24 protein-coding genes are annotated in these 25,577 nt (G+C 61.0%); 13 read left to right on the top strand and 11 right to left on the bottom strand.

What is annotated here, in order from left to right; all coding sequences use genetic code 11:
• Window positions 1-169: 169 nt before the first annotated feature.
• The 3 genes from ACS3WB_RS09315 to ACS3WB_RS09305 all read left to right on the top strand — a co-directional run bounded on the left by ACS3WB_RS09315 (window position 170) and on the right by ACS3WB_RS09305 (window position 4,513).
• Window positions 170-2,332: a glycoside hydrolase family 99-like domain-containing protein gene (locus ACS3WB_RS09315; protein ID WP_438275283.1), complete on the top strand. Its 2,163-nt coding sequence runs from the start codon at window positions 170-172 to the stop codon at window positions 2,330-2,332.
• 14 nt (window positions 2,333-2,346) lie between these two features.
• Window positions 2,347-3,270: a glycosyltransferase family 2 protein gene (locus tag ACS3WB_RS09310; RefSeq protein ID WP_438275282.1), complete on the top strand. Its 924-nt coding sequence runs from the start codon at window positions 2,347-2,349 to the stop codon at window positions 3,268-3,270.
• A gap of 115 nt (window positions 3,271-3,385) precedes the next feature.
• Window positions 3,386-4,513 carry a hypothetical protein gene (locus ACS3WB_RS09305; RefSeq protein WP_438275281.1) on the top strand — a complete coding sequence of 376 codons (1,128 nt, stop codon included), beginning with the start codon at window positions 3,386-3,388 and terminating at the stop codon, window positions 4,511-4,513.
• A 29-nt stretch (window positions 4,514-4,542) separates the two neighbouring features.
• Here ACS3WB_RS09305 and ACS3WB_RS09300 read toward each other — a convergent pair whose 3' ends face one another.
• The 3 genes from ACS3WB_RS09300 to ACS3WB_RS09290 all read right to left on the bottom strand — a co-directional run bounded on the left by ACS3WB_RS09300 (window position 4,543) and on the right by ACS3WB_RS09290 (window position 7,282).
• Window positions 4,543-5,511: a hypothetical protein gene (locus ACS3WB_RS09300; RefSeq protein ID WP_438275280.1), complete on the bottom strand. Its 969-nt coding sequence runs from the start codon at window positions 5,509-5,511 to the stop codon at window positions 4,543-4,545.
• 765 nt (window positions 5,512-6,276) lie between these two features.
• Entirely contained in the window at window positions 6,277-6,720 is a 444-nt protein-coding gene (locus tag ACS3WB_RS09295) for a hypothetical protein (protein WP_438275279.1), read from the bottom strand.
• Between the two features lie 217 nt (window positions 6,721-6,937).
• Window positions 6,938-7,282 carry a hypothetical protein gene (locus ACS3WB_RS09290; RefSeq protein ID WP_438275278.1) on the bottom strand — a complete coding sequence of 115 codons (345 nt, stop codon included), beginning with the start codon at window positions 7,280-7,282 and terminating at the stop codon, window positions 6,938-6,940.
• Window positions 7,283-7,385: 103 nt separating this feature from the next.
• Here ACS3WB_RS09290 and ACS3WB_RS09285 point away from each other — a divergent pair, with 103 nt between their 5' ends.
• The gene (locus tag ACS3WB_RS09285; RefSeq protein WP_438275277.1) at window positions 7,386-7,790 is read left to right on the top strand and encodes a hypothetical protein; all 405 of its coding nucleotides are present in this window, start codon (window positions 7,386-7,388) and stop codon (window positions 7,788-7,790) included.
• 108 nt (window positions 7,791-7,898) lie between these two features.
• Here ACS3WB_RS09285 and uvrB read toward each other — a convergent pair whose 3' ends face one another.
• The 3 genes from uvrB to ACS3WB_RS09270 form a co-directional block, all read right to left on the bottom strand.
• Window positions 7,899-10,886 (bottom strand): excinuclease ABC subunit UvrB, encoded by a 2,988-nt coding sequence (uvrB, locus tag ACS3WB_RS09280; RefSeq protein WP_438275276.1) that lies wholly within the window; start codon window positions 10,884-10,886, stop codon window positions 7,899-7,901.
• Between the two features lie 68 nt (window positions 10,887-10,954).
• On the bottom strand, window positions 10,955-11,152 hold the full coding sequence (locus ACS3WB_RS09275; RefSeq protein WP_438275275.1) for a hypothetical protein: 198 nt from the start codon (window positions 11,150-11,152) through the stop codon (window positions 10,955-10,957).
• 144 nt (window positions 11,153-11,296) lie between these two features.
• Window positions 11,297-12,100 carry a PAS-domain containing protein gene (locus tag ACS3WB_RS09270; protein WP_438275370.1) on the bottom strand — a complete coding sequence of 268 codons (804 nt, stop codon included), beginning with the start codon at window positions 12,098-12,100 and terminating at the stop codon, window positions 11,297-11,299.
• A 385-nt stretch (window positions 12,101-12,485) separates the two neighbouring features.
• Between ACS3WB_RS09270 and ACS3WB_RS09265 the strand changes: the two genes are divergently transcribed.
• Window positions 12,486-12,842: a hypothetical protein gene (locus tag ACS3WB_RS09265; RefSeq protein WP_438275274.1), complete on the top strand. Its 357-nt coding sequence runs from the start codon at window positions 12,486-12,488 to the stop codon at window positions 12,840-12,842.
• A gap of 147 nt (window positions 12,843-12,989) precedes the next feature.
• A complete protein-coding gene (locus ACS3WB_RS09260; RefSeq protein WP_438275273.1) occupies window positions 12,990-13,580 on the top strand; it encodes a GNAT family N-acetyltransferase in 591 nt (196 codons plus the stop codon).
• A gap of 4 nt (window positions 13,581-13,584) precedes the next feature.
• Here ACS3WB_RS09260 and ACS3WB_RS09255 read toward each other — a convergent pair whose 3' ends face one another.
• Window positions 13,585-13,755 (bottom strand): hypothetical protein, encoded by a 171-nt coding sequence (locus tag ACS3WB_RS09255; RefSeq protein WP_438275272.1) that lies wholly within the window; start codon window positions 13,753-13,755, stop codon window positions 13,585-13,587.
• Window positions 13,756-13,885: 130 nt separating this feature from the next.
• Between ACS3WB_RS09255 and ACS3WB_RS09250 the strand changes: the two genes are divergently transcribed.
• Complete coding sequence (locus ACS3WB_RS09250; protein WP_438275271.1) at window positions 13,886-15,580, top strand: glycosyltransferase family 39 protein; 1,695 nt, start codon at window positions 13,886-13,888, stop codon at window positions 15,578-15,580.
• A gap of 163 nt (window positions 15,581-15,743) precedes the next feature.
• Here the strand turns inward: ACS3WB_RS09250 and ACS3WB_RS09245 are convergent, their stop codons facing one another.
• A complete protein-coding gene (locus ACS3WB_RS09245) occupies window positions 15,744-15,989 on the bottom strand; it encodes a GlsB/YeaQ/YmgE family stress response membrane protein (protein WP_438275369.1) in 246 nt (81 codons plus the stop codon).
• Window positions 15,990-16,261: 272 nt separating this feature from the next.
• Between ACS3WB_RS09245 and ACS3WB_RS09240 the strand changes: the two genes are divergently transcribed.
• Complete coding sequence (locus ACS3WB_RS09240; RefSeq protein ID WP_438275270.1) at window positions 16,262-16,675, top strand: rhodanese-like domain-containing protein; 414 nt, start codon at window positions 16,262-16,264, stop codon at window positions 16,673-16,675.
• Window positions 16,676-16,970: 295 nt separating this feature from the next.
• Window positions 16,971-17,831 (top strand): 3-mercaptopyruvate sulfurtransferase, encoded by an 861-nt coding sequence (gene sseA / locus ACS3WB_RS09235; RefSeq protein ID WP_438275269.1) that lies wholly within the window; start codon window positions 16,971-16,973, stop codon window positions 17,829-17,831.
• A 6-nt stretch (window positions 17,832-17,837) separates the two neighbouring features.
• On the opposite strand, the gene ACS3WB_RS09230 is transcribed toward sseA, so the two are convergent.
• Window positions 17,838-18,653 carry a hypothetical protein gene (locus ACS3WB_RS09230; RefSeq protein ID WP_438275268.1) on the bottom strand — a complete coding sequence of 272 codons (816 nt, stop codon included), beginning with the start codon at window positions 18,651-18,653 and terminating at the stop codon, window positions 17,838-17,840.
• Window positions 18,654-18,994: 341 nt separating this feature from the next.
• Here ACS3WB_RS09230 and ACS3WB_RS09225 point away from each other — a divergent pair, with 341 nt between their 5' ends.
• A complete protein-coding gene (locus ACS3WB_RS09225; RefSeq protein ID WP_438275267.1) occupies window positions 18,995-20,146 on the top strand; it encodes a L,D-transpeptidase family protein in 1,152 nt (383 codons plus the stop codon).
• A gap of 96 nt (window positions 20,147-20,242) precedes the next feature.
• Here ACS3WB_RS09225 and ACS3WB_RS09220 read toward each other — a convergent pair whose 3' ends face one another.
• Together ACS3WB_RS09220 and ACS3WB_RS09215 are read right to left on the bottom strand one after the other, a co-directional pair.
• Window positions 20,243-20,401, bottom strand: coding sequence for a hypothetical protein (locus ACS3WB_RS09220; protein WP_438275266.1), 159 nt, complete (start codon window positions 20,399-20,401; stop codon window positions 20,243-20,245).
• Window positions 20,402-20,454: 53 nt separating this feature from the next.
• Window positions 20,455-20,661: a hypothetical protein gene (locus tag ACS3WB_RS09215; RefSeq protein ID WP_438275265.1), complete on the bottom strand. Its 207-nt coding sequence runs from the start codon at window positions 20,659-20,661 to the stop codon at window positions 20,455-20,457.
• A gap of 228 nt (window positions 20,662-20,889) precedes the next feature.
• On the opposite strand from ACS3WB_RS09215, the gene ettA reads away from it, so the two are divergent.
• From ettA to ACS3WB_RS09200, 3 genes are all read left to right on the top strand, one after another.
• Window positions 20,890-22,542 (top strand): energy-dependent translational throttle protein EttA, encoded by a 1,653-nt coding sequence (gene ettA / locus ACS3WB_RS09210; protein ID WP_438275264.1) that lies wholly within the window; start codon window positions 20,890-20,892, stop codon window positions 22,540-22,542.
• A gap of 30 nt (window positions 22,543-22,572) precedes the next feature.
• Window positions 22,573-23,292 (top strand): hypothetical protein, encoded by a 720-nt coding sequence (locus ACS3WB_RS09205; protein WP_438275263.1) that lies wholly within the window; start codon window positions 22,573-22,575, stop codon window positions 23,290-23,292.
• A 181-nt stretch (window positions 23,293-23,473) separates the two neighbouring features.
• Complete coding sequence (locus tag ACS3WB_RS09200) at window positions 23,474-25,429, top strand: AI-2E family transporter (RefSeq protein ID WP_438275368.1); 1,956 nt, start codon at window positions 23,474-23,476, stop codon at window positions 25,427-25,429.
• Window positions 25,430-25,577 lie beyond the last annotated feature (148 nt).

Raw genomic sequence — 25,577 nt, 5'->3', positions numbered from 1 at the left:
TGCAGCGATATTCCTCCAGCATCCCGCTTCTTAAAATATGGGAATTGATCACGCCGACGATTCTGGGTCGATTCGATCCGAAAATCATCGTGATCTGATGGGTCCGAGGGCAGGGGATCGGAGTATGATGAATAAGATTGCGGAGCGCGATGTCAGGAATGCGAAGGGCATGCGGCCCGTCGCCAATCCTATTTCGCAAGAGGAAAATCTTCAAAGCGTGTTTCTTGATCCGGACTTGAGCGATCTGGACTCCGGCGCGCGTCTGCGTGGCGCGATACTCGAATATTCCGGCCGGGGAATTTCGGGCTGGATCGTCGATGCCAGATCGCTCACGGCATCCGTCTCTCTTTCTCTCTTTGTCGGATCCCATGCGATCGAAGAAACGAAGACCGATCGCGCGGCTCCCGCTGCGATTGGTTCGAGAAAAACGATCGGCCGGCCCGGCTTCCGCATCGATTTGGCGACCGTTGGCGCACGTCGACGTTTGGCGCGCGCTCTCAGACACACTTTGGTGGAGCGAAGCCAGCCGCAGATATATCTTCGCGTCAGCCTGGACGACGGTGAATTTTTCGAGATTCCGCTCTTTGACAACATCGCCCCCGACGAACTGGTCGTTGCGCTGGGATTCTCGAGCGATGACTGCTCCGACCTGCTGATTCCGAACAACAACAAGACAGCCCCGGCAGCGCCGGACCCTGCCGGGAAACAGGTGCGCCATGTCTGTTTCTATCTTCCGCAATTCCACTCGTTCGCGGAGAACGACCGGTGGTGGGGCCCCGGCTTTTCCGAATGGACAAATATCGCTCGCATGCGTCCGCAGTTTCCCACGCATCAATCTCCCTGGCTGCCGGCCGACCTCGGCTTCTACGACGTAAGATTGAAGGAGACCCGCCGGCAACAAGCCGAATTGGCGCGCCGCTACGGCATCCACGGCTTCTGCTACTACGTTTACTGGTTTCAGGGGCGCAGGCTTCTCGAAAGACCGCTGGAGCTCCTTCTGGAGGACGGAGAACCGGATCTGCCGTTCTGCATATGCTGGGCGAACGAGAACTGGTCGCGCCGTTGGGACGGCTCAGATGCGGAGGTGCTTCTCGGGCAAAATCATTCGCTGGATGACGATGTTCGCTTTATCGATGATATGGCGAAGCTTCTGCTCGATGAACGTTACATTACGGTGGATGGCCGCAAGATCATCCTCATTTATCGGCCTTCGCTCTTGCCGGACAGGCAGCGTCTGTTCGAGATCTGGCGTGAGAGAGCAAAGGAATTGGGAATCGGAGAGATTCTGATCTGCAACGCCATGACGTTCGGAGAGTTCGATCCGCGCGACCTCAATTGTGATGCGGCGGTGGAGTTTCCGCCGCATACCGTTTCGACGATGGAGCAGCCGCTCCCGGAACTGGGCGCCCCGCCGAGCTTTACGGGAAAGGTTTACGACTATGTCGATGCTGTGCGCTCGTCGTTGGGCAAGACGTACGATTTCCCCTACTTCCCGGCCGTCATGCCGCGCTGGGACAACACGCCTCGCAAGGGTTCGCGCGCGCACATCTTCAACAGGTCGAGTCCGGAGGCGTTTGAAGTATGGCTGCGGGATGCCGCAGGTCGGGCAAGAAGAAGCCAATTTGCCGATCCGATCGTCTTCATCAACTCCTGGAACGAATGGGCCGAGGGAGCTCATCTGGAACCGGACTCGCGTTACGGGCGAGCATTTCTGGAGGCGGTAAGACGAGTTTCATCCTCCGAACCGATCTCGAGCCAGGTTCGCTCAAATCCGGATCTGCTGGACTGCCTGAGCCGGCAGGAGCTTGAGGTGGCGGTAAGAGAAGCGGCCACTCATGTTCAACTGCTCGCTACCCTTCATCGATCGGAGATGATTTATTCGGGATTGCAGCATATACGCAGCGGTATTCCCGTCGAGGCTCAAGGCGCGTCCGAGAACCCGCCGGAATCGCTGCTCGTTATCGAGAACATCAATTCTCAATTCAGCGAGCGGGTGGTGGTCGATCCGCGATCGACGGTCCTCGTGCGAGGATGGGTATGGGCGGGCGGCACATTCGAGGCGACGAAGCACAGAATAGCGTTTCTGCTTCTCCTCTCCGTCGATGCTGAAAAGCATGATCATAACGGTTACTGCCTGGTCGTGGACTGGCACGAACGCTTGGACGTCAAGGACTATATGCAAGTGAAAAGCAGGGATTGTTATTTCGGTTTCCAGCTTGCCTTTTTCCTCCGCGACGTACCCGACGGCGAATACCAGATCGCGGTCCTGGAAGTGGGCGAGGGGAACCCCGCGCTGATCAGGTCCAATCATTCGATCATCGTTCGACGCTGAGTAGAGGGGTTCACATGCTGGCCAGCGTCGTCGTCGCTTGCTACAAGCACGAAGCCTATATCGAGGAATGTCTGGAGACCGTTCATCGGCAGACGTTTCCGGACATCGAGCTGATTGTTGTCGACGACCATTCGCCTGATAGAAGCTTTGAAATCGCGCAGCGGCTCTTCAAGAAGAAATCCTTCGCCAAGCGCTTTGTGTCCTGCTCGCTTCTGAGAAATCCTCTCAACCTCGGCGCGCACTGCAGCTGGAACAGGGCGTTGTCGCTTGCGAAAGGCGACATGATCTTCTTCCTGAATTCCGACGACGTTTTTTCTAAGGATCGCATTCGGATATTCGCCAGTCAGTATGACAACGAAAAGTATTTCTTCGGCTTTTCCGCGGTTGAACCAATCGATGAACGTGGCAAGCAGATAACGACCCATCAATTCCCGATGAGCCTTCGCTACGCCGTCGACCGGGCCCGGATAACCGGATCCCCGCTCTCCTGGGCATTTCTGGATTCGCAGGTCGCTGCTTCAACCGGAAATTTCGTGTTGAGCCGGGAGTTGCTGCGGAAGGTCGGACTGCTGTCCGATCTGAAGTACTGCCACGACTGGGAGTTCGCCCTGCGCGCCGTTACCGTTGTCGAACCGAAGTATGTGGCTTCCGATCGCTACATGTATCGGCTTCATTCGTCGAACAGCTTTCGAAGCCTGAGCAATGTCGCCGAAAGCGAGACCAGGGCCTGTATGTCGTCGTACTGCATCAATGCGATAGCTCGGCGACCGATCAATAGAGCCTGCCTCAGTCCGATAAACTTCGGTGAGGCATTCTACAAGTTCGTCAAGCTCCATCCGAATTTCAATTATTGGGTGAAGCAGTTGTACGCGCCCTATCAGCCCGACCATCGGACAGCGGACTGGAACGAATGGACCATGCCGCTCGCCTGGCGATAATTCCAGCCTGACCGGTTCAGGACGGCGCAAAGGAGTACGCGGAGCGTCTCCTCCTTTCATATGCCGGATCTTCCGGGTTGCTCGGTCAAAACACTAAATTGCGGAGTGCCACGCTATGAAAGTGTTTTCACGACGGGAATTTCTTATATCAAGCGCTATCGCTCTGCTGCCTTTTCGCGCGAGATCGGCTCAGCAGCAAGATGTGGAGATCGGAATCATTCGTTGGGACGCATGGTTTCCTGGAAGTCCTTATTCGAAAGTACTAGCCGAGCCTCGTTGGCAAGGGCGCCTACCCGAATTCACGAAGGGAAACGGCAAGGACATCTGCATCTGCGGAAGCGATCCGAAGACTCTTGCGACGGAGGTCAAGGAAGCCCTGAACAGTGGTATAACTTACTTTGCCTTCAACTATTACTTTCCGGAAGATGGATCTGGAAACTTTAGCCAGAACTGGCAGGGAATGGGGCAGGCGTTAAGGTCATTCCAGAAACTGGATACCAAGCTCAAATATTCTCTGATATTCGACGCCCGCTTTGCGATGTTCAACAATCCAAAATACCGCTCAAACGTCGTTGACGAACACGTCGCCGCATTTGCCTCCAGGAACTACCTAAAGACTCAAAGCGGAAGGCCGGTAATATACATTCTGATGCAGAACCATAACGAGTTTCGGCAAGGCATGTCTCATAGAGACCGGATCGAGGAGTATTTCTCCCGCCTCAAGTCGGAATGTGCTGAACGCAATTTAAAAAGTCCGTATCGCGTTGTCGTCACTTTCAGTCCGACCGATGCACGAATGCTCATATCGATGTTCGGCTTCGATGCGGCCACGTCCTATGGAAATCCACGTGGATCGCAGAAAATGCCACCGGGGCATGAACTGCCATTTTCCAATTGCGCGAATGGCAGCCGTCAATATTGGAAAACGGCAAAATCGATCTCAATTCCATTTATCCCGCCCGTTTCCTTGGGATGGGATTATCGGCCCAACTTGGACGAACCAAATCTGGCGAAAGGCCGGAATATAGCGGGCGACTACTGCGATGCTCCTTCCGATCAAGAAATAAAAAGTCTCGTGAGGGACGCGTGTGACGTTGCGTCAGAGTCAAATGTCAGCTTCCCCTCAATACTGATCTATGCGTGGAATGAATACACAGAGGGAGGGTGGATTGCTCCGACAAAAGGTGAAGGCCGGAGACGTCTTGATGCGTTGAAGTCAGCGTTGTCGTCCCGGAGTAAATAGACGCCTTTTTAAAGATCCAGGCATTGTGATCATAACTTCAAGACATCTCTCGCTATCTTGTCTCCGTTTTGCACGAAGTATTTAAGCGCGTCTTGATCGGTTTTGGAGTTGAACTCGATAATTCCGGAGTCCTGCAGGCGCATGGAATGCAACGGGATCGTTTTGCTCGGCGCCTGTTGAACACTTTTCTGAGCAATCAACTGCTTTAATTCGGAAACATAGAGCTGGATGTTATAGCTGTCTTTCTCCGTTGTTCCGCGAGCGACAATCTCTTCAGGCGTTTCCCCCGTTTTCGCAAAACCTCTCGCAATCAGCTTATTGACATTTGTGACGATGCGCTGCTCGGGGTAAAGTTGAGTCATATGTTTAACAAATAGCCGGGTCGAAAGCGGACCAGCGAAACACTCTCGGGGAATCTGGGTATTGTGACCAATAGTGCCGGCCTTTCCCTTAGGCCAATTCCTGATGATGGGTTTTCCCCACATCAAGCCGTTATGCAGGCTCGTCGCACTTGGTCCGAGATAGAACATGTCCGAGGAGAGCGGTACGTTATATATCCACGTGGACGTAAAAACCGAAGTTGTGGGATTGTCCTGTAACAATGCCTGCACATCGAGCGACCATTTCGATGCGTCTGGATCGACACAAACGAGAAACTCGTCAGTATCGAGAAACATCAGGCTGTCTGACGATTTGTAGACGGCGTCATAAAGCGCGTCCATCAGGACGTGATCATGAAGGTCATTGTGAAAGCCGGAGTACTGGAAGATTAAAATGTCCGGGTCAATTTGATTGTAGAAATCCAGAACTTTCTGGTCGGTAGACATGTTGTCGATTATGATAAGCGCTGACCTGGGAACTATGCGCGAGTGATGCTCGACCCAGGCAGCCAGATGAAAAGGATCATCTTTGGTCTTCAGCATAATACGGAGATAGGATTCGGTTTCACTGACGCGCTCTAAAATTTCCGCTTTCTGCGTCGCCCAGTTCAACGGCATTTCTGCTCCAATCCGTTGGTCTCCCTATGTGGGATGGCATTTGTGAAACTCTTTGAATCTATGGGGGCGCCCCGAGGGTGTCAACATTTCGTATGTTATGATTGATAAGGATAACGCGTGCGATGAAGCGCGAACAATTGTCCAGTTCTGTTTCCGGCCGAGGATAATCCCGTTGTCCGGCGTGCAGGGTTGGGCAACCGCATTCCATCACACGATCGATAACTATCGAAAAAAGCTCTGAAGTGATGCGCCTTTATGGATGCGGCGAGTTCCTAACCTGTCAGCGACGATCCCTCGGATGCGAGCGACGACGCCATTCAGTGCGAGACGAGACGTCGCCCGGAGGCAGCGGCCCGCACACGCAAAGCGGCGATCGCAGACGATGTCAGGACGGAGCTTCGCTGCTTGGACCCATCACTCGTTATCGACCGCCTGACGGAGCCGCCGCTTCCTCATGGTCTTCTCGTTGAATGGTCTTCTCGTTGATCCCGAAGCGCCAGGCTGAATCCTGCGATCGCTTTAGCTCCGTTCGAACGCGTGCGTAGCCATGGCGCTCCCGCGAAGAACCCGGGCCATAGCGCGTCCGTCTCTGACGACGATAATGATACGCCGTCACCCCGCGGGACAAATGCCTCAAGCCCTGCTTCTGATGTAATCAGAAGCAGGGCTCTGGATTTTGTCTTGCGCATTCCTGACGCGAACCGATATCCATCCTCGAATCAGGTTCGAGGACATGCTTCGAGAACGCTACAGCGGGCGCGAACGCTAGTCGTTCCGCAGGTTCTCGGCGGTGCGCTTCCACTGCGCGACGTTCTCAGCGATCATCCGCGTCGACTTCATCGCAGCCTGACTCAACTGGGCATAGCCCGAGATCTCGCGCTGGACGCGCTGTCCTTCCGCATGCAGCAGGTCGCGGAGGCTTTCAAGCTCGGTGACGAGATTCTCGATCTCGGCGAGCGACGTTCCGGCCACGCGCTGGATCAGCGAATTGACGTTATTCACGGTCGCTTCCGTGTTCGCCTCCAGCTTCGTCTCGGCGGCCGGAGGAGCCCCGGCGGCGGGCCGACGCAGGTAGGCGATGTCGTTGCGAACAAAATCGCGGATGCCCGCTTCGACTTCCGAGACGGCGGCGAGATTGGTGTCGGCCTCGGTCGTGCTCGGTTCGGTCTGTTCGGATGAGGTGGCTGGTGTGGCTGGATTGGCGTTCATCGGCTTGTTCCCTGTTTCGCGTTGAGCGAGCGCGGATGTCCCCCCGCACGACGAGTCTCTAACATCTTATCAGCACTGCAGATTTTGACAACATCGCGGCCAATCTGCGGCGAGCTCCGTTCATTCCCCGAAATCGGTCCTGGCTTCCGGCTGGCTTGCCATTTGCGGTTGGGGTGAGGAGGTGAGGCAGGATGAGGAGTGGGGGGCCGCGAGCGGATCAGGACTTCGAGGATTTGGCGGGTTTCGATCTCGCTGTTTTGGCGGAAGCTTTTTTCGGTGCTGCAAGCGGTCGCGTCGCGAGGGTATCAGCCGTTCGCCGCATCGCGCGCGCGTAGCTGTCGGCGGCGTTGTCGGCCGACATTTGCAGCCGTCGCGCGGCCGCGGTCCCTTCCTCGAAGGCCTGCTTCGCCATCTCACGGAAGCGCTGCTTGCCGGCGGTGTCCTTCGCCTTGGCGGCGAGGGCGAGGTAGCGTGCGCGCCGCGCCTTCACGGCCGCGGTCAAGCTCTTGTGCTGCTGCCTTGCAAGCTTGCGAATGATGACGTCGAGATCGGCGTCGGCCATGGAAGTCATGTCCCTGATTGTCGCGAAAGTCGGCGGTGAGTAGCAGGGGGCTGGAGGAATGACAATCGGGGGTCTCCCGGTCGCTGTCATTGAGAGGTTTTGAATGTCGAAGAATTTTTCGCCAAAGGTAACGACACTGCTGATCGGTGTGCCGCTCGCGCTTTCCGGCTTTGCTTTGTGGGTGGCGTTCGCGCTGTGGCCGGCGCAGCCGGGTGCGCCGCTGCTCGTGCGCGAGGCCTGGGATGCGCCGCGCTTCTGGACGCTGGGCGTACCGTTGCTCCTGCTGGTCCAGGCGATCGCCGCCGGTGCTCACGATGGCGTAGCAATCGGGCGCCTGCCGCTATGGGCTCTCGGCGGTCTATTTGCCGGCGTTGTTCTGCTCCGGCCGGCGGGCAGCGATCTCGGTCTGCTGCCGCTTGCGTTGATCCTGATCGGTGCGCCGCTTTACGGCGCGCTGTGGGTGGCCGGCGTAGTCGGACGCCGGGTCGTGGATGCGATACGAGGCTAGATTTTGTTTTGAGGCGTTTTCTTCACGCGAACCGGTTTCCAACTCGCTCGAAAACGCTCTACCGTGTGCCGCGACGCGGCGGCCCTGCCCGCAAGCCGCGCCTGTCTGTCATCCCTTCTTCCATCCACCCCGCTTACCCGGCGCGCCGCCGGATGAACGTGGGCGAGGTCCAAATTCCGGGCCTGCTTCGCGGGATGAAGTCGGCTGATAGATTCGGCTTTCCGTGCCGGGGCCCATTTCGTCCAGCGTCGGTTTGCGCGGCTTCGGGCGTGCGCCGGTCGGTTTCACCTCGTGCCAGGTGGCGATGCCCATTTCGTCGAGCGAGGGTTTGTGAATTTTGGATGAGGACCGCGCCGGCAGATTCGCCGCGTCACCATACTTCTTCCTGCCGGCGTAGCTGCCGGCTTTCGCCGCGACGCCGCGCTGCTTGATGGTGGGATCGTCCACCACAGCAAGCTCGGTGGCGCGCAGCCGCTTCACCTCGTCGCGGAGCCGCGCCGCTTCCTCGAAATTCAGGTCGGCGGCGGCCTCGCGCATCCGCGTTTCCAGATCGGAGAGAACCGCCTCGAAATTGTGGCCGATGGCGACCGCGTCGTCCGCGATGCCGCCGTCGCCGATCTCCACCAGCACATGATCGCGCTCGTAGACGCTGTTCAAGATATCGCCGATGGATTTCTTGACACTCTCCGGTGTGATGCCGTTGGCGGCGTTGTATTCCACCTGCTTTTCCCGACGGCGGTCGGTCTCGGCGATGGCGCGCTGCATCGATCCCGTCACCTGATCGGCATAGAGGATGACGCGGCCGTCGACGTTGCGCGCGGCGCGGCCGATGGTCTGGATCAGCGAGGTCTCGCTGCGTAAGAATCCTTCCTTGTCCGCATCGAGGATCGCGACCAGCGCGCATTCGGGAATGTCGAGACCCTCGCGCAGCAGGTTGATGCCGACCAGCGCGTCGAATGCGCCGAGCCTCAGGTCGCGAATGATCTCGATGCGCTCGATGGTGTCGATATCGCTGTGCATGTAGCGCACGCGAATGCCCTGCTCGTGCAGGTATTCGGTGAGGTCTTCGGCCATGCGCTTGGTCAGCACGGTGACGAGCGAGCGATAGCCTTTCGCGGCGGTGGCGCGCACCTCGCCGACGAGGTCGTCCACCTGCGTCCGCGCCGGGCGGATGTCGACCGGCGGATCGATCAGGCCTGTGGGACGGATCACCTGCTCGACGAACACGCCGCCGCTTTCGTTCAATTCCCATGCGGCCGGCGTGGCCGAGACCGCGACCGTTTGCGGCCGCATCATGTCCCATTCCTCGAAGCGCAGCGGTCGGTTGTCCATGCAGGATGGCAGGCGGAAGCCATATTCGGCCAGCGTCGCCTTGCGGCGGAAGTCGCCGCGGAACATGCCGCCGATCTGCGGTACGCTGACGTGGCTCTCGTCGGCGAACACCAGCGCGTTGTCGGGGACGTATTCGAACAGCGTCGGCGGCGGCTCGCCGGGGCGGCGGCCGGTGAGATAGCGCGAATAGTTCTCGATGCCGGCGCAGCTTCCGGTCGCCTCCATCATTTCAAGATCGAAGGTGGTGCGCTGCTCCAGCCGCTGTGCTTCGAGCAGGCGGCCCTGCGCATGCAACTGGTCGAGCCGCTGCTTCAGCTCGACCTTGATGTTCTTGATCGCCTGCACCAGTGTCGGTCGCGGCGTTACATAGTGGGAGTTGGAATAGACCTTGATGAAGTCCAGTTCGTCCTGCTTGTGGCCGGTGAGAGGATCGAACTCCTCGATGCTCTCGACCTCGTCGCCGAACAGGTTGACGCGCCAGGCCCGGTCCTCGTAGTGCGCGGGGAAAATATCGATGGTGTCACCGCGCACGCGAAAAGTGCCGCGGGTGAAGTCGGCGCTCGTGCGCTTGTACTGAAGTGCCACGAGGTCGGCGATGAGCTGGCGCTGGTCGATGCGCTCGCCGCGTTTCAAGGCGAACGTCATCGCGGTGTAGGTTTCGACCGAGCCGATGCCGTAGATGCATGAAACCGAGGCCACGATGATGACGTCGTCGCGCTCCAGCAGCGCGCGGGTCGCGGCGTGGCGCATGCGGTCGATCTGTTCGTTGATCGAGGAATCCTTCTCGATGTAGGTGTCGGTGCGCGGGACGTAAGCTTCCGGCTGATAGTAATCGTAGTACGAGACGAAGTATTCCACCGCGTTGTCGGGAAAGAAGCTCTTGAACTCGCCGTAGAGCTGCGCCGCCAGCGTCTTGTTCGGCGCGAGGATCAGCGCCGGGCGCTGCGTCGCCTCGATCACCTTGGCCATGGTGTAGGTCTTGCCGGAGCCGGTGACGCCGAGCAGCACCTGGGTGCGGTCGTTGCGGTTGATGCCTTCGACCAGTTCGCGGATCGCCTGCGGCTGGTCGCCTTTCGGCTCATATTCCGACTTGATCTCGAAGCGGACGCCGCCTTCGCTCTTTTCCGGGCGCGGCGGACGGTGCGGCGTCCAGAGCTTCAGCGAGCCGTCATCTTTCTTGAACTCGGGACGGCCGTCGCGCAGCAGCGCCTCCAGCGATTCCGCGGTCGCCTTGACGCCGAGCCCTTCCATCTTGCTGCGCGGCGGTCGCGCCAGGGCCTCTTCATCGTCCTCCGCGGTCGGCAGGCCGAGCTGGCGCGCCAGTTCCGGATCGAGTGTCGGGATGATCGCCGATGTGCCGTAGACCGCCTGCGGTGCTTCCTCGAAGCCTTGTTCATTCGCAGCTTTGTTTTCTTCGGTCTTGCCCCTCTCAATTTCCTCCCCGCCAGAGGGCGGAGGTGAGATGGCGGCATCCCGCTTCGCCGTCGTGTCGCTCTTGCCGCGCGTCGATTTCCGCGCGCGATGCGCGGCGGCTTCGCCGCCGGAGCGCCGATCCCAGGAATTATCCGGCGGCGGCTGCAATCCGGTACCGGAGCCGAGGCCGGCATCGCCGCGATTGATCGCCGGATTGAGCAGTTGCGCGAGCGCAGGCCCGATCGGTTGCACCTCGGGGCGATGCGCCTTCGATTTCGGGGTCTTGGGTTTCGGAACCTTGGATCCCGGCGCTTTGCCGGATCGTTTCGGAGGATCGGGAGTGTTGGCCATGCCGGCAATATGGGGCGAGTCCGGCTCGCACGAAAGGGCGCATTCTCACGCATGCGCAAACGTCGGGATCATGCCGACGCTGATGAGCGCGCTGCCGCCTTTCGCAGGCAATCGCGGCACAGGCAGTCGCCGCCCTGGGCCGGCATCGGTAGCCGCGCCGTTTCCTCGGCGCACCAGCAGTTCCCCGACAGGTCGCACCCGAATTCCGTTCCGCATCCGGAACAGACGAGACGACGTTGGCTCTGCTGTCCGATCTGCTGGGTCATGAACAAGGAGGCTCGTCGCGCCGGGGTCACGAGGTTCGACAAACCATACTCCCGGAATCATTGGTGGTGAAAGCCGGGAGCCGGATCTTTTACAGCGCGAAATTGGGGCAGGGCTGATTGAGCGCGGCGTCCCGAATCGCTACCTCATTCCGCCGCGCGCAGATGATTGATCTGGGAGCGATGGGCGCCACCGCGCAGCGACAGGTAATAGTCGGTATCGGCCGGATCGTCGGTGCGACGAACGAGATCAGTCACCGGCGTATAGCTCAGCATCCGGCCGCCGTCCGGAAGTGCCGTGCAGCAGAAGCGCAGCACCTCGCCGTTCCTGAGTTTGATGTTGATCGGGGTCTGGTCGCCCGCACGCATCATCTTGGTGCGCTCGGCGATGAAATGGTTGAGTTCGTCCTCGGGCAATTCATACGCGCCGGTATCGCGCCCGTGGTACATGAGTGCAATGAATGGCGGTTTGCTGTCGGCCTTCTCGTCCGGGAGCGAGAAAAAATTCCGGAAGGCTCGGTTGATGAATTCAGCGCGCGTGTCCCCGTCGAGCAGTACGATGCCGATGTCGATCCGGTCGAGAGCGGCGGACAGCCGAGCCGCGGTCGCATGCTGCTCGCGCCATCTGAGGGTGTCTTTCAATCGTCGCCGTAGCAACCCGGTGATGACGGCGGTGCCAACGGTGGTCACGGCCAGCAGCGCCAGATGCGGAAGATAGACGGAATGCGTGGTGCCGTGGTGTGCAAGGAAGGGCGTGGAGGCGGCGAGGGCGATAGCAGCGCTGATCAGGCCGGATGTCGTTCCTCCGAGCGAAGCTGCGAGCGCGACGATACAGACAAACAGCGCTGCTAGATCCGGAATGGTAACGACATTGCGCTCGACAAAGATGGACGCGATCGCCACCAGTGCCGCGAGAGCCGGGCCAAATATGGTTCGCCAGTCGAAACCCATTGCCTGTTTCCCGGAACGAAAAACGAGGATAAGCCTGCTTCGACGACAAGTGGTTGCGCAGCCGGCAATGTTTTCACCGCCAGTGTTAATTGCATCTAACGCGGCGGAATCTGTTTGCGATGATTTGAAATCAAATGCGGCGTTATCGGAACCCGGGCCACACACGGCGGCTTTGCGCGGCCGAAGCCGATTGCCCCTTCTGGGGAACCGCAGTTCCATAGCGCGCTGCAAGCGGCCCCACGCAAGTCGTGGATCATTTCCGGATATGGCGGATCGCGGACCGGCGTGGTTTCGCCGCACATTGCCGCATCAGCCCCACGGCTCTCGCGCTCGTCGTGCCGTTCTGCAAAAGTGCGGATCGAATCATTGTCGTGACGGAGAGCAGATGACCGGCCGAAGCCTTTCATGGGTCCTGATGATTGTCACCGCCTGCGTGCTGCGTGTCGGCGCGACCCAGGCCCAGGACGTTCCTGGTATCGAGATCTGTACCGCCGAAAAGAAAATGGAGCGGCGGACGAGCTGCCTGCAGAGCAACGTCAACTTCCTGCAGGGGACCATCAGCAGACTTGTCACCGACAGCGGACAGAAGATCGATGCCGCCAACCGGCGGATCGAGGCGCTGGAGAGCAGGGTCGCGGAATTGCGGAAGACCGTAGCCGAGCTTCAGGACGCGCGGAAAAAGCAGCCGCAGCCGCCGGTGAAGGAGGGCGGAAAAGACAACGCGAAGGAGAGCGGGAGGTAGTTCAGGCGGTTTTTCGGCGGGGACGACATCCGCATTTTTCTCGGAGCAGGGCTGGCGGAACGCGGAGCCGGAAATAAATTGGTTTTGCCGATGTATCGCGATCTCCCAATGCCATGGCGATAACGGTACGAGTTTGCGGAGTAAACCATGTCCTGGCTACAGCCCGTCACGCTCGAAGGGCCCTATGCGCGGCTTGAGCCGCTGGCGCACGATCACCGTGGCCCTCTCGTCGAGGCGGTAAGAGACGGCGAGATCTGGAAGTTCTGGTACACTTTCGTTCCTGTGCCGGAGAAAATGGGGGTCGAGATCGAGCGGCGGCTGTCGCTGCAAGCCTCCGGCACCATGCTGCCGTTCACCGTGCGGGACGCCGAGGGCCGAATTGCAGGCATGACCACCTACATGAACGTCGATGCCGAGAGCCGCCGCGTCGAGATCGGCTCGACCTGGTATGCGAAGCGGGTTCAGCGCACGGCCGTCAATACCCAGTGCAAGCTGTTGCTGCTCACGCACGCTTTCGAAAAGTTGGACTGCGTCGCGGTGGAATTCCGCACTCACGTTTTCAATCATGTCAGCCGGCGCGGCATCGAGCGGCTTGGCGCCAGGCAGGCCGGTACCCTGCGCAACCATCAAACGTCGCCTTACGGATTGCGGGACACCGTCGTCTACAGCATCCTTCCTGCGGAGTGGCCGAAGGCAAAAGCGCGTCTCGCCTACGAACTCGATAAAAAACATCGATAGCCCCTCACAAAGCGGTCTCCATCCTGTCGCGGTCGCGTTCGAGTTCGACAAGGCCGCGCAGCGTGTCTTTGTCGGCTGCGGCTCGTTCCATGCCGCTTGCCAAAATTGCCTGGTCCGGGCAAAAGCAAGGCCTGCGTAGGCCGGGGCGCGGCGTCGAAATCGTCAGTTGCCGCATCAGAGCATGATCCCGAAAAGTGGAAACCGGTTTTCGGAAAAGATCACGCTCAGTCAAAGGGATAACGACGAGTCTGATTCAACGCAGTTGAAACGGACTCTAGCGCGTCGGTACGGCAGGACTCCCCGTCATGATTGAAGTGGCTCGCGATCTGGTGGGGAATATCGAGCGGTCGCTTGCCCCATCCGGCGACCGGTCAGGGGCGCCGCGCGGATTGCGCATGATCGCCGGGCGGGATTTGTACGACCTCGCTTCGCTCGTCCTGCTCGCCATTCTGGCGATCCTCGTCCTGACCACATTCCGCGACTATGCGGTCACCAACGATGAATGGATCCAGCATCGCTATGGCGAACTGATCGTCGCCTACTATCGCAGCGGTTTCGCCGACCGCTCGCTCTTCGCGCTATATAATCTCTACCTCTACGGCGGGCTGTTCGATTCCCTCGCAGTCCTGCTCGGCCACATTGTTTCCCTCGATATCTTTGATCTGCGGCACCTGATGAGCGCCGCCATCGGTGTCGGCGGACTCGGTGCGGCGCTCGCCACCGCGCGGTTGATCGCCGGTCCCCGCGCCGGATTTCTGACGGGCGTGGCGCTGGCGGTGTGCGGATCGTGGTACGGCACCATGTTTCACCACACCAAGGATATTCCGCTCGCCGCGGCGATGGCTGGCGCGATCTACTTCCTGGCGCAGGTTGCCCGCGACCTGCCGCATCCGCGGCTTCGTCATGTCATAGGCTTCGGCGTACTGACGGGCGCGGCACTCGGCGTCAAGGTGCTGGCGCTCCTGCTGGTTTGCTATGTCCCCGTCGCGATCGCGCTCAATGCGCCCGCGCACTGCGTCCATGCGCCCCGTGACGCGATATCGTTCATGGCCACATCGCTGCTGCGATTCATGCCTGCCTTCCTGATCGCCTATGCGATCATGATCGTCGCCTGGCCTTGGGCGGCGCTGGCGCCGCTCAATCCGATCCGCGGGCTCATCAGCTTCGGCGATTTCGGCTACGACATCCCGACGGTACTGGATGGACATATCTATCGCATGGCCACGGTGCCGCGGTGGTACGTGCCGGCCTATCTTCTCATCAAGGTGCCGTTGTTGATGCTGGCAGGAACGGCGCTGGCGCTGCTGTTCGTGGCCGTTCCCGCTCTCACGCAGGAAGCGGTATCGGGCCGTCGCCGCCGCGACGTCGCGTTGATTGCGTTCGCAGCCTTCTTCCCGCTGCTCTGCGAGGCGATCGCGCACGGCCCCGCATTCTGCGGCCTGCGTCACTTCCTGTTCGTGCTGCCGCCGATGGCTGTGCTGGCCGGGGTCGGGCTGGATACGGTGGTCGCGCGGGCCGCGGCTTGGCACCGGCCGGTTGCGGCGGCCCTGCTGGCGGTGATCGCCGCCGGGTTTTCCTGGAACGCGCTCACGCTCTATCGGCTGCACCCCTATGAATACGTTGTCTATAACCCGCTCGTGGGTGGGCTCGCGGGTGCATCACGGCTCTATGCGACGGATTATTGGGCGACGATCATGCCCGAAGCGGTCGATGGGTTGGAAGCCTATCTCGCCAAAACCGAGCCGGTTGCGAGCCGCGACGCGCATCATGTCTATACCGTGGCGTTCTGCGGCGAGCGTGCGGCGTTCCTGAAGAAGGCCAGACCCCATCTACACTGGGCGAAGGTTTGGGAAAGCGCCGATTTTTTCATCGCGCCGACCCACATGAACTGCGATCTGAACAGCCGAGGCAAGGTGGTTGCAACGGTCAAGCGCCTTGGCGTGCCGCTGGGTTACGTCAAGGATCAAAGGATGATGATTGCACTGCGGCGCAGGGGTTGAGCGCGACAGGAGCGCATCCGTCGCTGCTCGATGCCGAGAAAAAGCACGTTGGTGCTGGCGAGCGTTGTTGAAAAGCGGCTTGCGTTTATCGTTTCAAGTCAGGACCTCACACCGGAAAACGGCCACCGTTGTCGGCGGCCGTTTGGGGAATGCGAGGTTGGCGTCAGGCGCGTTTGATGAACGCCACGACCAGGAGAACGATGATGGCGCCGATGGCCGCATTGATGACCTGGGCGAAGAAGCCGCCGCCGATCAGGACTCCGAACAGCGGCAAAATCCAGCCGGCGACGATTGCGCCGATGATGCCGATGATGATGTTTCCGATCAGCCCGAAGCCTCCGCCTTTTACGATCAGGCCAGCCAGCCAGCCCGCGATCGCGCCGACGATCAACCACACGATAACGCCCATAAATCGCTCCTCCTGAAATGCCGCTCTCATCGGCATTTCCTTGATGTTCGCCTGCTTGTATCGCGTTTGGCAATAGGCCGAGCAGCAGATCAATTCTAGATGAAAAAACCGACAGGTCCAGGAGATCACTTGTTGCGGTTACTTTACATCCGTGGGGAGCATTGCGTTAAGCATGATTTGCCCTTCACGCCGATTGTGCGAGGATGCTTCGCATCGTTTGTCCAATCCGAGCTTTCCCCGTGACACGGGGAAAGGAAAGGCCGGAGGTAAAAATGACCCAGACGATCACGCGCGGCATCAAGTCGTTGCTCGAGGAAGCGAACAAGGAAATCGAGACCATGAGCGTGGCCGACGTCAAGGCGGCTGTCGAACGCGGCGATGCCGTTCTCGTCGACATCCGCGATCCGCGCGAGCTCGAGCGCGAAGGCAGGATTCCCGGCTCGTTTTCCTGTCCGCGCGGCATGCTTGAATTCTGGATCGATCCTGAAAGTCCCTATGCGAAACCGATCTTCCAGGAGAACAAGAAGTTCATCTTTCATTGCGCTTCGGGCTGGCGTTCGGCGCTGGCGGCGAAAACCGCGCAGGACATGGGCATGAAACCGGTCGCGCATCTCGGCGGCGGATACAAAGCCTGGCGCGATGCGGGGGAAGCAGGCGAGACTGTCGAGCCGAAGGCGAAGGCGTGACATGATCCAGTCATGCCCGGCCTTGCCACGGCCATCCACGCCTTCGTGGTCTGACCTCGCATTCGTCTGTCCACGCAAAAGACGTGGATGGCCGTGACAAGCAGGGCCATGACGGCGGTTACATTGATAATTTCCTCATGCGGGCATAGGCGCGAAGTGCCGTTTCCGTCCGCCTGTGACCCGCGTGTCGATCTTTCGAGAAGAAGATGGATTGCCGGGGCATGAGACAAGCGGAAGCGACGCCGTTCTTCGAACGGTTATGTCCGGCAATGACGTGCAAGCGGAATATCTGACCATGACCTCCACCACCGACGATCCTCTCGTTTCCACCGAATGGCTGGCCGCGCATCTCGGCGATGCCGGGCTCAAGGTCATCGACGCCTCGTTCAAGATGCCCGGCGTTCTGCCGCTGCCGGTCGATGATTTTCTCGCCGCGCATATTCCCGGCGCGGTGTTCTTCGACGTCGACGCCATCTCCGATCACGCCTCGACTTTGCCGCATATGTACCCGGATGCCACGCAGTTCGCGCGCGATGTCGGCGCGCTCGGGATTTCGTCCGGCGATACGGTTGTGATTTATGATTCCGGCGGCTGGGTCGCCGCGCCGCGGGCGTGGTGGATGTTTCTGTCTTTCGGCCATGGCAACGTCCGTGTGCTCGACGGCGGCCTGAAGAAATGGCGCGCGGAAGGCCGCCCCGTTCAATCCGGCGCCGCCTCGCCGAAGCCAGGCCACTTCACGGCGGCGTTCGACCCTGCCCGTGTACGCAGCAAGGCGCAGCTCGTGGACAACCTGTCATCGCGTCGCGAGCAGCTCGTCGATGCGCGTGCCGCCAATCGCTTCGAGGGCAGCGTGACGGAGCCGAGGCCGGGTTTGCGTTTGGGGCACATCCCCGGCAGCCGCAACCTGCCATATGGCGCGCTGTTCGACGCCGAAACCGGCACCATGAAGCCGCTCGACGAGCTGCGCGCCGCCTTTGCCGGCGCCGGTGTCGATCTCGCGAAACCTGTCGTTACGACTTGCGGCTCCGGCGTGTCCGCTGCGGTTCTTACGCTCGGGCTTTATCGCCTCGGCGTCCGCGGCTCCGCGCTCTACGATGGGTCGTGGTCGGAGTGGGGATTGCAGGATGGACCGCCGATCGCCACCGGCCCCGCCTGACCTCTCTCACTCCAGCGCGAACGGCGATGCCGGCTGCGATGCAGGGGGTGGGGCTGCCGGTCGCAGACGACCGGGTTGCCGGATCACTTGGCGGCGATGGGCGCGTTTGGCGAGGGTCGGCTTCGCTGATGATCGCTTGGCGACCGATGACGCTTTCCCGGTGGCCTGGGCTATCTGCGTGGGACGGTGGCCTGGCAAGGGTGGCTTGAAATTCGCTCCGAACGGCGACGTCATCGTTTCGGCGACGTCGGATGCGCCTGCAGATTTGGGTGCGTCGGATTTTGCGACATCGGTGTTTGCGACATCGGTGGTTGCGGCGCCGGCGTTCGCGCTATAGGCTTTCGCGATGTCCGGCTTGACGGCATCGCCTGCCTCGATCGACGTGTCGACTGGCGGCGGCTCCGATGGTTTTTCCGTGGCTGCTTCGGCGGCGGGCGCGGTGTCCGAAACGGATGGCGCGGCGGAGTCAGACAACGCCGGGGAAGCGGCGGACGCGGTGCTGTCGGTCGCGCCCGAAGCTGCATCCGCGGCAGGAAGCACGATGTCGGTAGAGTCCGGCTGCGCACCTGGCGCGGTCGCCACGGGCGCTTCGGCGTGCTCCGGCGTCGGCCCGGCGGCGGGCGTGTCGACCTGCAGCACCGCCAGCGTCGGCTGTTGCGTGTCCTCTCGCGATCCGAATGTGACTTCAGGCATCTGCTTGAGTGGCAGGCTTGCGAATTCTTCGTGCGTGGCCCGCAGCAGGGCTGCGGCACCTAGGCCGAAGACCACCATCGAGACGGCCATTAGGATCGCGACGAACAGGAAGCGCAAGCCGGGCAGCATGGATGTTGGGTTCCGCTATCGCCGCGCGGGTGAGCGACGTGATCGAGCCATCGGAACGCGGCGAGTTACGCGCCTGATCGATGTGCGCGCCAGCCGGTTCCAGCGAATCAAGCGTTTCGAGAATACCGCAACAGCCGAACAGGTGCGCCAAAAATCGCCGCATAGAATGCCGGCTTTGTCCGATAAGACGAGACGGGTGAGGCTTAGAGGTCACGCTTGCCGGCGAATTCGTAATTATGATCGAATTAGGACGCTTTTGTCGGAATTGTCTTGAATGCGCCGCTATCCTGCGCGATGTGGCCGTTAACGATCCGGTGGTTTGTCGGGCTTATACAAGGGCAATGATGATCAAGCGCATTCTGACGGTTTTTGCGACAGTTTTGGCTGGCGCAGCGGGAACCTCGCTCGCCTCCGCCCAAGGCTATCCGCCCGCGCCGGGCACGATCTATTCCGCATCGCCGCCCGCGTACCCTGGAGAGTCCTCATATCCGGCTGAAGATGGCCGCCCGGCTGCGATGGACGGACTTCCTGATTTCGATTCGGCCGAGGATCAGTCGCAGCCGCCGCACGATTCTGCCGCGCTCCCTGCGCCGGGTCCGATCATGTCGCCGGACGATCCTCGTTACGGCAGCCCTGCATCTGCTCCGCCCTACCCGAACGGCGGCATGGCGCGTGGCCCGGTGATGTCGCCGGATGATCCGCGTTACGGTCAGCCGGGTCCCGCGCAGTATCCGACACGTGCACCGGAAGCGGTTGCCTCGACGGGTGGGCCGACCGCAGGATTCGCGCCGCCGGCGCCCGTTGGGGCGGACGGCAGGCCCACTCCGTTGTCGGCGCTGCCGCCGGACGAGCAGCCCGAAGCCGATCAGGGCGGCGAAAAGCAGTTGGCGCCGAGACTGCGCCGTCAGGAAGTCACGTTCGCGACCAAGGAGCCGGCAGGCACCATCGTCGTCGATACCTCGAACACGTACCTGTACTATGTTCTCGGCAACAATCGCGCGATCCGCTACGGCGTGCGCGTCGGCCGCGACGGATTCACCTGGACCGGCGTGCAGAAGATCAGCCGCAAGGCCGAGTGGCCCGACTGGCATCCGCCGACGGAAATGATCGAGCGCCAGCCTTACCTGCCGCGCTTCATGGCCGGCGGCCCCGGCAATCCGCTCGGCGCCCGCGCGATGTATCTCGGCTCGACCGTCTATCGCATCCACGGCACCAACCAGCCCTCGACGATCGGCAAGTTCGTCTCGTCGGGTTGCATCGGGATGCTCAACGAAGACGTCTCGGACCTGTTCGATCGCGTCAAGGTCGGCACCCGCGTCGTCGTGCTCCCCGGCGGTCCGCCGCACACGGACACAACGGCTTCCACCCAGCCTGCCGGTCAGCCGCCAATGTCGGACGCAGCGCCCGTTCCACAGCCGCCGCTGACGGCGAGCCTGCCCGGAACTCAGCCGGCCGCCGTGGCCCCGCTGCCGGCGCCGGTCACGATCCGGTAGTCGGCACGCTGCTCCGAGATCGCCTGACGCCTACGGCGGATGAGCCTGTGCCTTCGCAGGGACGGCTCCAAGGCGGAGCTTGGCCCTGCGGCAATTCTACCGAGGCCCTGTTACCTGCGCGCCCTTGAGCCACGCGGCGATGTCCTCGATCATCTCGACGTAATAGCGTCGGTAGTTTTCCGGAACGGTGTCCGGCCTGGCGCCGGCGATCGAACGCGCCTTCGGTGCAGCCTGGTCGACAATCGGTCCGCGCATAGTTGTTCGCGCGACGCCCTTACGTGACGCGAGATCGCCGCTGCGCAGCCGGTTCATCGGGAACCGCCCGGTGGATGCTGGCCGTGTTTGGCGTGCCAGGCGGGTCCGGGTCCGCGCATGTAGTGCAGCTCGGGCCGGTAGGAATTGAAAGCGGTCGCAGCGAAATCGCGCCAGAAGCCGCGAATCCTATCGAGCCACCCGCGCTGCTGATCCCGTTTTTCGTTCTGGTGGGATGCTGACGCCGATACGCTGGTCGTCATGGTCGTTTCTGCCGTGTTAGGTCGCGAGCTTCTGCTGAAGGCCGCCGTGATCTTCGATCCCGCCATTCTTGGTGGATACAATTAAAATGCAGTTCGAATGAGACCGGGAAGAATACTCATCTCGTCAAGCTTTCCGGATGGTTAAGCCAAGGTTGCCCTTTGGCTCCCGCGCCGCTACATCAGCGTCAGCAAACTCCCCCTAAAATTGCAACGCTTTCAGGGATCACGATGGCGCGCCAATTCGTCTACTTCATGCAGGGCTTGTCCAAGACCTATCCGCCGAACCGGAAGGTGCTGGATAACATCCACCTGTCGTTCTATCCGGACGCCAAGATCGGCGTGCTCGGCGTCAACGGCTCGGGCAAATCGACTCTGTTGAAGATCATGGCCGGCCTCGACAAGGACTACACCGGCGAGGCCTGGGTCGCCGAAGGCGCCCGCGTCGGCTATCTCGAGCAGGAGCCGCAGCTCGATCCCGCCAAGTCCGTGCGCGAGAACGTCATGGAGGGCGTCGCCAAGCAGAAGGCGATCCTCGATCGCTACAATGAACTGGCGATGAACTATTCGGACGAAACCGCCGACGAGATGACGAAACTGCAGGACGAGATCGAGGCGCAAGGCCTGTGGGATCTCGACAGCAAGGTCGATCAGGCGATGGACGCACTGCGCTGTCCGCCGGACGATGCCGACGTCACCAAGCTGTCGGGCGGCGAGCGCCGCCGCGTCGCGCTGTGCCGCCTGCTGCTCGACCAGCCGGAGCTGCTGCTGCTGGACGAACCGACCAACCATCTCGATGCGGAGTCGGTGTCGTGGCTCGAAGGTCATCTGCGCAATTATCCGGGCGCGATCCTGATCGTCACCCACGACCGCTACTTCCTCGACAACGTCACGGGGTGGATTCTCGAACTCGATCGCGGCAAGGGAATTCCCTACGAGGGCAACTATTCGTCGTGGCTCAAGCAGAAGCAGAAGCGGCTCGAGCAGGAAGGCCGCGAGGATGCCGCGCATCAGAAGACGCTGGCGCGCGAGCAGGAATGGATCGCGGCTTCGCCGAAGGCGCGGCAGGCCAAGTCCAAGGCGCGCTATCAGCGCTATGAGGACCTATTGGCCAAGGCCAGCGAGAAACAGACCCAGACCGCGCAGATCGTCATCCCGGTGGCCGAACGGCTCGGCAACAATGTCGTCGACTTCGAGGGCCTGACCAAGGGCTTCGGCGATCGGCTGCTGATCGATAACCTGACCTTCAAGCTGCCGCCGGGCGGCATCGTCGGCGTCATCGGTCCCAACGGCGCCGGCAAGACGACGCTGTTCCGCATGATCACCCGGCAGGAGAAGCCGGACAGCGGCAGCATTACCGTCGGCGACAGCGTGCATCTCGGCTACGTCGATCAGTCGCGGGACGCGCTCGACGGCTCGAAGAACGTCTGGGAGGAGATTTCCGGCGGCAACGACCAGATCCTGCTCGGCAAGAAGGAAGTCAATTCGCGTGGCTACTGCTCGGCTTTCAACTTCAAGGGCGCGGACCAGCAGAAGAAAGTCGGCTCGCTCTCGGGCGGCGAGCGCAACCGCGTGCATCTGGCCAAGATGCTCAAATCCGGCGCCAACGTTTTGCTGCTGGACGAGCCGACCAACGATCTCGACGTCGATACGTTGCGCGCGCTGGAAGAGGCGCTGGAGGATTTCGCCGGCTGCGCCGTCATCATCAGCCACGATCGCTGGTTCCTCGACCGCATCGCGACGCATATCCTCGCCTTCGAGGACGATAGTCACGTCGAATGGTTCGAAGGCAATTTCCAGGATTATGAGAAGGACAAGATGCGGCGGCTGGGCCAGGACAGCGTCATTCCTCACCGCGTGAAGTACAAGAAGCTGACGCGGTGAGAGGATGACGGCGCGGGGGAGCCGCCGATTATGACAGCCGTTCTTTCAGGCCGATCGTTCGGGTGGCAGGTCGCTCTCAGGATCGGTATTTTCCTGACATTTATAATCGGCCTTCCGCTCACTCTCTATGTGCTGGATCGTCTCAATGGCGCTGAAGACGTGGCGGGCGAGGCCGTCTCACTCGTCACGGCTACGCCGCTCGGGTTTTTACTGTTCTTCCTCCTCGTTGTCTCGCTGGTCCGGCCAAGCTGGCGGCGGATGAAAACGCTGGGCTTGCCCGGCTGGTCCGGGCTGATCGTCCCGTGGCTGCTGTTTGCCGACATCAGCTACATCGTCTCCAGTCAAGGCGGATTGGGATTCTCAAGCAGCACGCTGGATGGACGAATACCGCTCTATGCGATAACGGCTCTCGGTCTCGTCCTCGCCATGGCCAGCGCCCGTCCCCCGGCCGAGGCATCTGACGGTTTCGTCCGTCTTGGACTTGCGGGCAGGATCGCGGCCATTTTGATTGCGCTGATTGTTTTGCGTATCCTGTTCGATTTCGGAATGGCGAGATGGCTCCACAGCGTTTTATTGCAGCCGGAGGAATATGCGCCACCTGCTGCGTTCATGATCCTCATGAGGTCGTCGTATTGGACCTATATGATCGGTCCCTACATCTGCCTGATGCTTTTGGGCGCCGCATCCTGGTGCGTGATCCTCTCACGCCGCGATTCCCATGGGGTGACCGCACCAGCCTCTCCTGAGTAGGTTTTGACAGCCAGTTGGGGAGAGGGACAGGGCAGGGGGCACCGCCGTCTCCGTCGCGCTTATGGAACCAAAACGCCCCGGCGATCATTGATGATCCTGAATATTCGGGGTCATGCCGGCTGTGAGTCTGGATCTGGACGCAAGGGTGACGCCACGGAGAGCCGGTTTCGGCGACGGGGCGATGGCATCGGCGGTCATCGCCGCTCTTGTGATCTGCGGACTGTATGTTGGCCGCGAGATTTTCGTCCCCATTGCGCTGGCAGTGCTTCTGAGCTTCGTGCTTGCTCCGCTGGTGGAAATTCTGGAGCGATGGCATTTCCCGCGCCCCGCCAGCGTACCGGTCGTGGTCGTGGTCGCCTTTATCGCGATCTTCGCACTCGGCAGCCTGATCGCGAACGAGGTCAGGCACCTGGCCGAAAGGCTGCCCCTCTACCAACAGACCATGCAGCAGAAAATCCAGTCGCTGCGGGCGCTGAGCTCGACAGTGGCGCTCGATCGCGCTGCCGATATTCTTCAGACGCTCGGCAAGGAAATCAACGTGCCGCAGACGCCGTCGACGGCACCGTCGCCCAACGCGCCCGGCGAGGCGAAGCCGATCCCGGTCGAGGTGCGTTCTCCGCCGCCGTCCGCCCTCGAAAGCATCCTGGCGCTCATCAGTCCTCTGCTGCATCCGCTGGCGACGGTAGGCGTCGTCATCGTGTTCGTGGTCTTCATCCTGTTTCAGCGGGAGGACCTGCGTAACCGGGTCATCAAGCTCGCAGGTTCGAACGATCTGCAGTCCGCAACCGCGGCGATCGATGACGCGGCGGGTCGTCTCAGCCGTTTCTTTCTGATGCAGGTTGCGCTCAACACCAGCTTCGGCGTGCTGGTGGGCCTCGGTCTTCTGGTGATCGGCGTTCCCAGCGCCATCCTCTGGGGAATCCTGGCTGCGATCCTGCGGTTCGTTCCCTATGTCGGCGTCTTCATCGCGGCGTTCTTTCCGTTGACGCTGTCCGTGGCGGTCGATCCTGGCTGGTCGATGCTGCTATGGACGGGCGCGCTCATTTTCCTGACGGAACTCATGATCGGTCAGGTGTTCGAACCTTTGCTCGTCGGGCATAGCAGCGGATTGTCTCCCGTAGCCGTTATCGTCTCGGCGACGTTCTGGACGGCGCTGTGGGGGCCGATCGGCCTTGTCCTTGCCACTCCATTGACGGTGTGCCTCGTTGTGCTGGGCCGCCACGTCGAGCATCTCAGGTTTCTCGACATCCTTCTCGGCGATCGTCCGGCACTATCCCCGCCGGAACTGTTTTATCAGAGGATGCTGGCGAACGATCCGGCGGAGGCCGTCGACACGGCGGAAGAGTTTCTGAAAGAGGGCTCGCTCGCCGAATACTACGAGACCGTCGCGCTGAAGGGATTGATGCTGGCGCAGGCCGACCTCAGGCGCGGACGGCTGCTCCCTGATCGTCTGGCCGAAATCAAGGACAGCGTTGCCGAGGTGGTCGACGATCTGTCCTCCGAGTTCGACGATATTCCGGCGGGGGGCCGGACCAAGGACGCGGAAGCCGCCGACGCCGTCGAGGAAACGGCCGATGCGCCGATGCCCGAACTTCCATTCATTATTCGCGAAGGCCTTCCGCCGGACTGGCAGTCCGAATGTCCGGTGTTGTGCGTCGCCGAGCGCAGCGATCTCGACGAGGCGGCCGCGATGTGTCTCGCTCAGATCCTGTCGAAGCATGGTCTCGAAGCGCGGGCTGCGAGAAAGGAGGAAACTTCGACAAGCGGAATATTCCGGCTTGACGGCACCGGCGTGAGGCTGGTGTGCGTGTCGACCCTGGAGGACGGGAGCACCGCCCACACCCGCCATCTCGTGCGCAGGCTGCGGCGCAAGATGCCGCAGGCGCGCATCCTTGTCTGTTGCTGGGGGCGGACCAACACTGAGATGACCCGCGATCACCTCAACGCCGACGCCGTGGCGGACAATCTTGGGGAAGCCGCCGCTTATTGTCTGTCGCTGGTCGAGCAAACTGCCGTGCAGGACAATGGTACCAGGCCGCGAGCGGCGTCCCGGCCCCGCCCGGCTGTTTCCGGGCGGGGAGGTGAGCGGAAGGCAGGGCGGGGTGAGCGAAAGGCGGATCACGCCGGACCTTCATGACGTCCGTCTTTCCGCCGCGATCGCTTATTGTCTGTCGCTGGTCGAGCAAACTGCCGTGCAGGACAATGGTACCAGGCCGCGAGCGGCGTCCCGGCCCCGCCCGGCTGTTTCCGGGCGGGGAGGTGAGCGGAAGGCAGGGCGGGGTGAG

The organism is Nitrobacter sp., from assembly GCF_051535215.1.
Lineage (GTDB): Bacteria > Pseudomonadota > Alphaproteobacteria > Rhizobiales > Xanthobacteraceae > Nitrobacter.
The sequence above is the reverse complement of the archived record's forward strand: the minus strand, read 5'-3'. Positions and strand labels throughout refer to the sequence as shown.

What these genes read in the sequence shown, in the direction of transcription:
- ACS3WB_RS09315 (WP_438275283.1), top strand. Translation starts at nt 170, where the DNA reads ATGCGGCCCGTCGCCAATCCTATTTCGCAAGAGGAAAATCTTCAAAGC.
- ACS3WB_RS09310 (WP_438275282.1), top strand. Translation starts at nt 2,347, where the DNA reads ATGCTGGCCAGCGTCGTCGTCGCTTGCTACAAGCACGAAGCCTATATC.
- ACS3WB_RS09305 (WP_438275281.1), top strand. Translation starts at nt 3,386, where the DNA reads ATGAAAGTGTTTTCACGACGGGAATTTCTTATATCAAGCGCTATCGCT.
- ACS3WB_RS09300 (WP_438275280.1), bottom strand. Translation starts at nt 5,511, where the DNA reads ATGCCGTTGAACTGGGCGACGCAGAAAGCGGAAATTTTAGAGCGCGTC.
- ACS3WB_RS09295 (WP_438275279.1), bottom strand. Translation starts at nt 6,720, where the DNA reads ATGAACGCCAATCCAGCCACACCAGCCACCTCATCCGAACAGACCGAA.
- ACS3WB_RS09290 (WP_438275278.1), bottom strand. Translation starts at nt 7,282, where the DNA reads ATGGCCGACGCCGATCTCGACGTCATCATTCGCAAGCTTGCAAGGCAG.
- ACS3WB_RS09285 (WP_438275277.1), top strand. Translation starts at nt 7,386, where the DNA reads ATGTCGAAGAATTTTTCGCCAAAGGTAACGACACTGCTGATCGGTGTG.
- uvrB (WP_438275276.1), bottom strand. Translation starts at nt 10,886, where the DNA reads ATGGCCAACACTCCCGATCCTCCGAAACGATCCGGCAAAGCGCCGGGA.
- ACS3WB_RS09275 (WP_438275275.1), bottom strand. Translation starts at nt 11,152, where the DNA reads ATGACCCAGCAGATCGGACAGCAGAGCCAACGTCGTCTCGTCTGTTCC.
- ACS3WB_RS09270 (WP_438275370.1), bottom strand. Translation starts at nt 12,100, where the DNA reads ATGGGTTTCGACTGGCGAACCATATTTGGCCCGGCTCTCGCGGCACTG.
- ACS3WB_RS09265 (WP_438275274.1), top strand. Translation starts at nt 12,486, where the DNA reads ATGACCGGCCGAAGCCTTTCATGGGTCCTGATGATTGTCACCGCCTGC.
- ACS3WB_RS09260 (WP_438275273.1), top strand. Translation starts at nt 12,990, where the DNA reads ATGTCCTGGCTACAGCCCGTCACGCTCGAAGGGCCCTATGCGCGGCTT.
- ACS3WB_RS09255 (WP_438275272.1), bottom strand. Translation starts at nt 13,755, where the DNA reads ATGCGGCAACTGACGATTTCGACGCCGCGCCCCGGCCTACGCAGGCCT.
- ACS3WB_RS09250 (WP_438275271.1), top strand. Translation starts at nt 13,886, where the DNA reads ATGATTGAAGTGGCTCGCGATCTGGTGGGGAATATCGAGCGGTCGCTT.
- ACS3WB_RS09245 (WP_438275369.1), bottom strand. Translation starts at nt 15,989, where the DNA reads ATGGGCGTTATCGTGTGGTTGATCGTCGGCGCGATCGCGGGCTGGCTG.
- ACS3WB_RS09240 (WP_438275270.1), top strand. Translation starts at nt 16,262, where the DNA reads ATGACCCAGACGATCACGCGCGGCATCAAGTCGTTGCTCGAGGAAGCG.
- sseA (WP_438275269.1), top strand. Translation starts at nt 16,971, where the DNA reads ATGACCTCCACCACCGACGATCCTCTCGTTTCCACCGAATGGCTGGCC.
- ACS3WB_RS09230 (WP_438275268.1), bottom strand. Translation starts at nt 18,653, where the DNA reads ATGCTGCCCGGCTTGCGCTTCCTGTTCGTCGCGATCCTAATGGCCGTC.
- ACS3WB_RS09225 (WP_438275267.1), top strand. Translation starts at nt 18,995, where the DNA reads ATGATGATCAAGCGCATTCTGACGGTTTTTGCGACAGTTTTGGCTGGC.
- ACS3WB_RS09220 (WP_438275266.1), bottom strand. Translation starts at nt 20,401, where the DNA reads ATGCGCGGACCGATTGTCGACCAGGCTGCACCGAAGGCGCGTTCGATC.
- ACS3WB_RS09215 (WP_438275265.1), bottom strand. Translation starts at nt 20,661, where the DNA reads ATGACGACCAGCGTATCGGCGTCAGCATCCCACCAGAACGAAAAACGG.
- ettA (WP_438275264.1), top strand. Translation starts at nt 20,890, where the DNA reads ATGGCGCGCCAATTCGTCTACTTCATGCAGGGCTTGTCCAAGACCTAT.
- ACS3WB_RS09205 (WP_438275263.1), top strand. Translation starts at nt 22,573, where the DNA reads ATGACAGCCGTTCTTTCAGGCCGATCGTTCGGGTGGCAGGTCGCTCTC.
- ACS3WB_RS09200 (WP_438275368.1), top strand. Translation starts at nt 23,474, where the DNA reads ATGGCATCGGCGGTCATCGCCGCTCTTGTGATCTGCGGACTGTATGTT.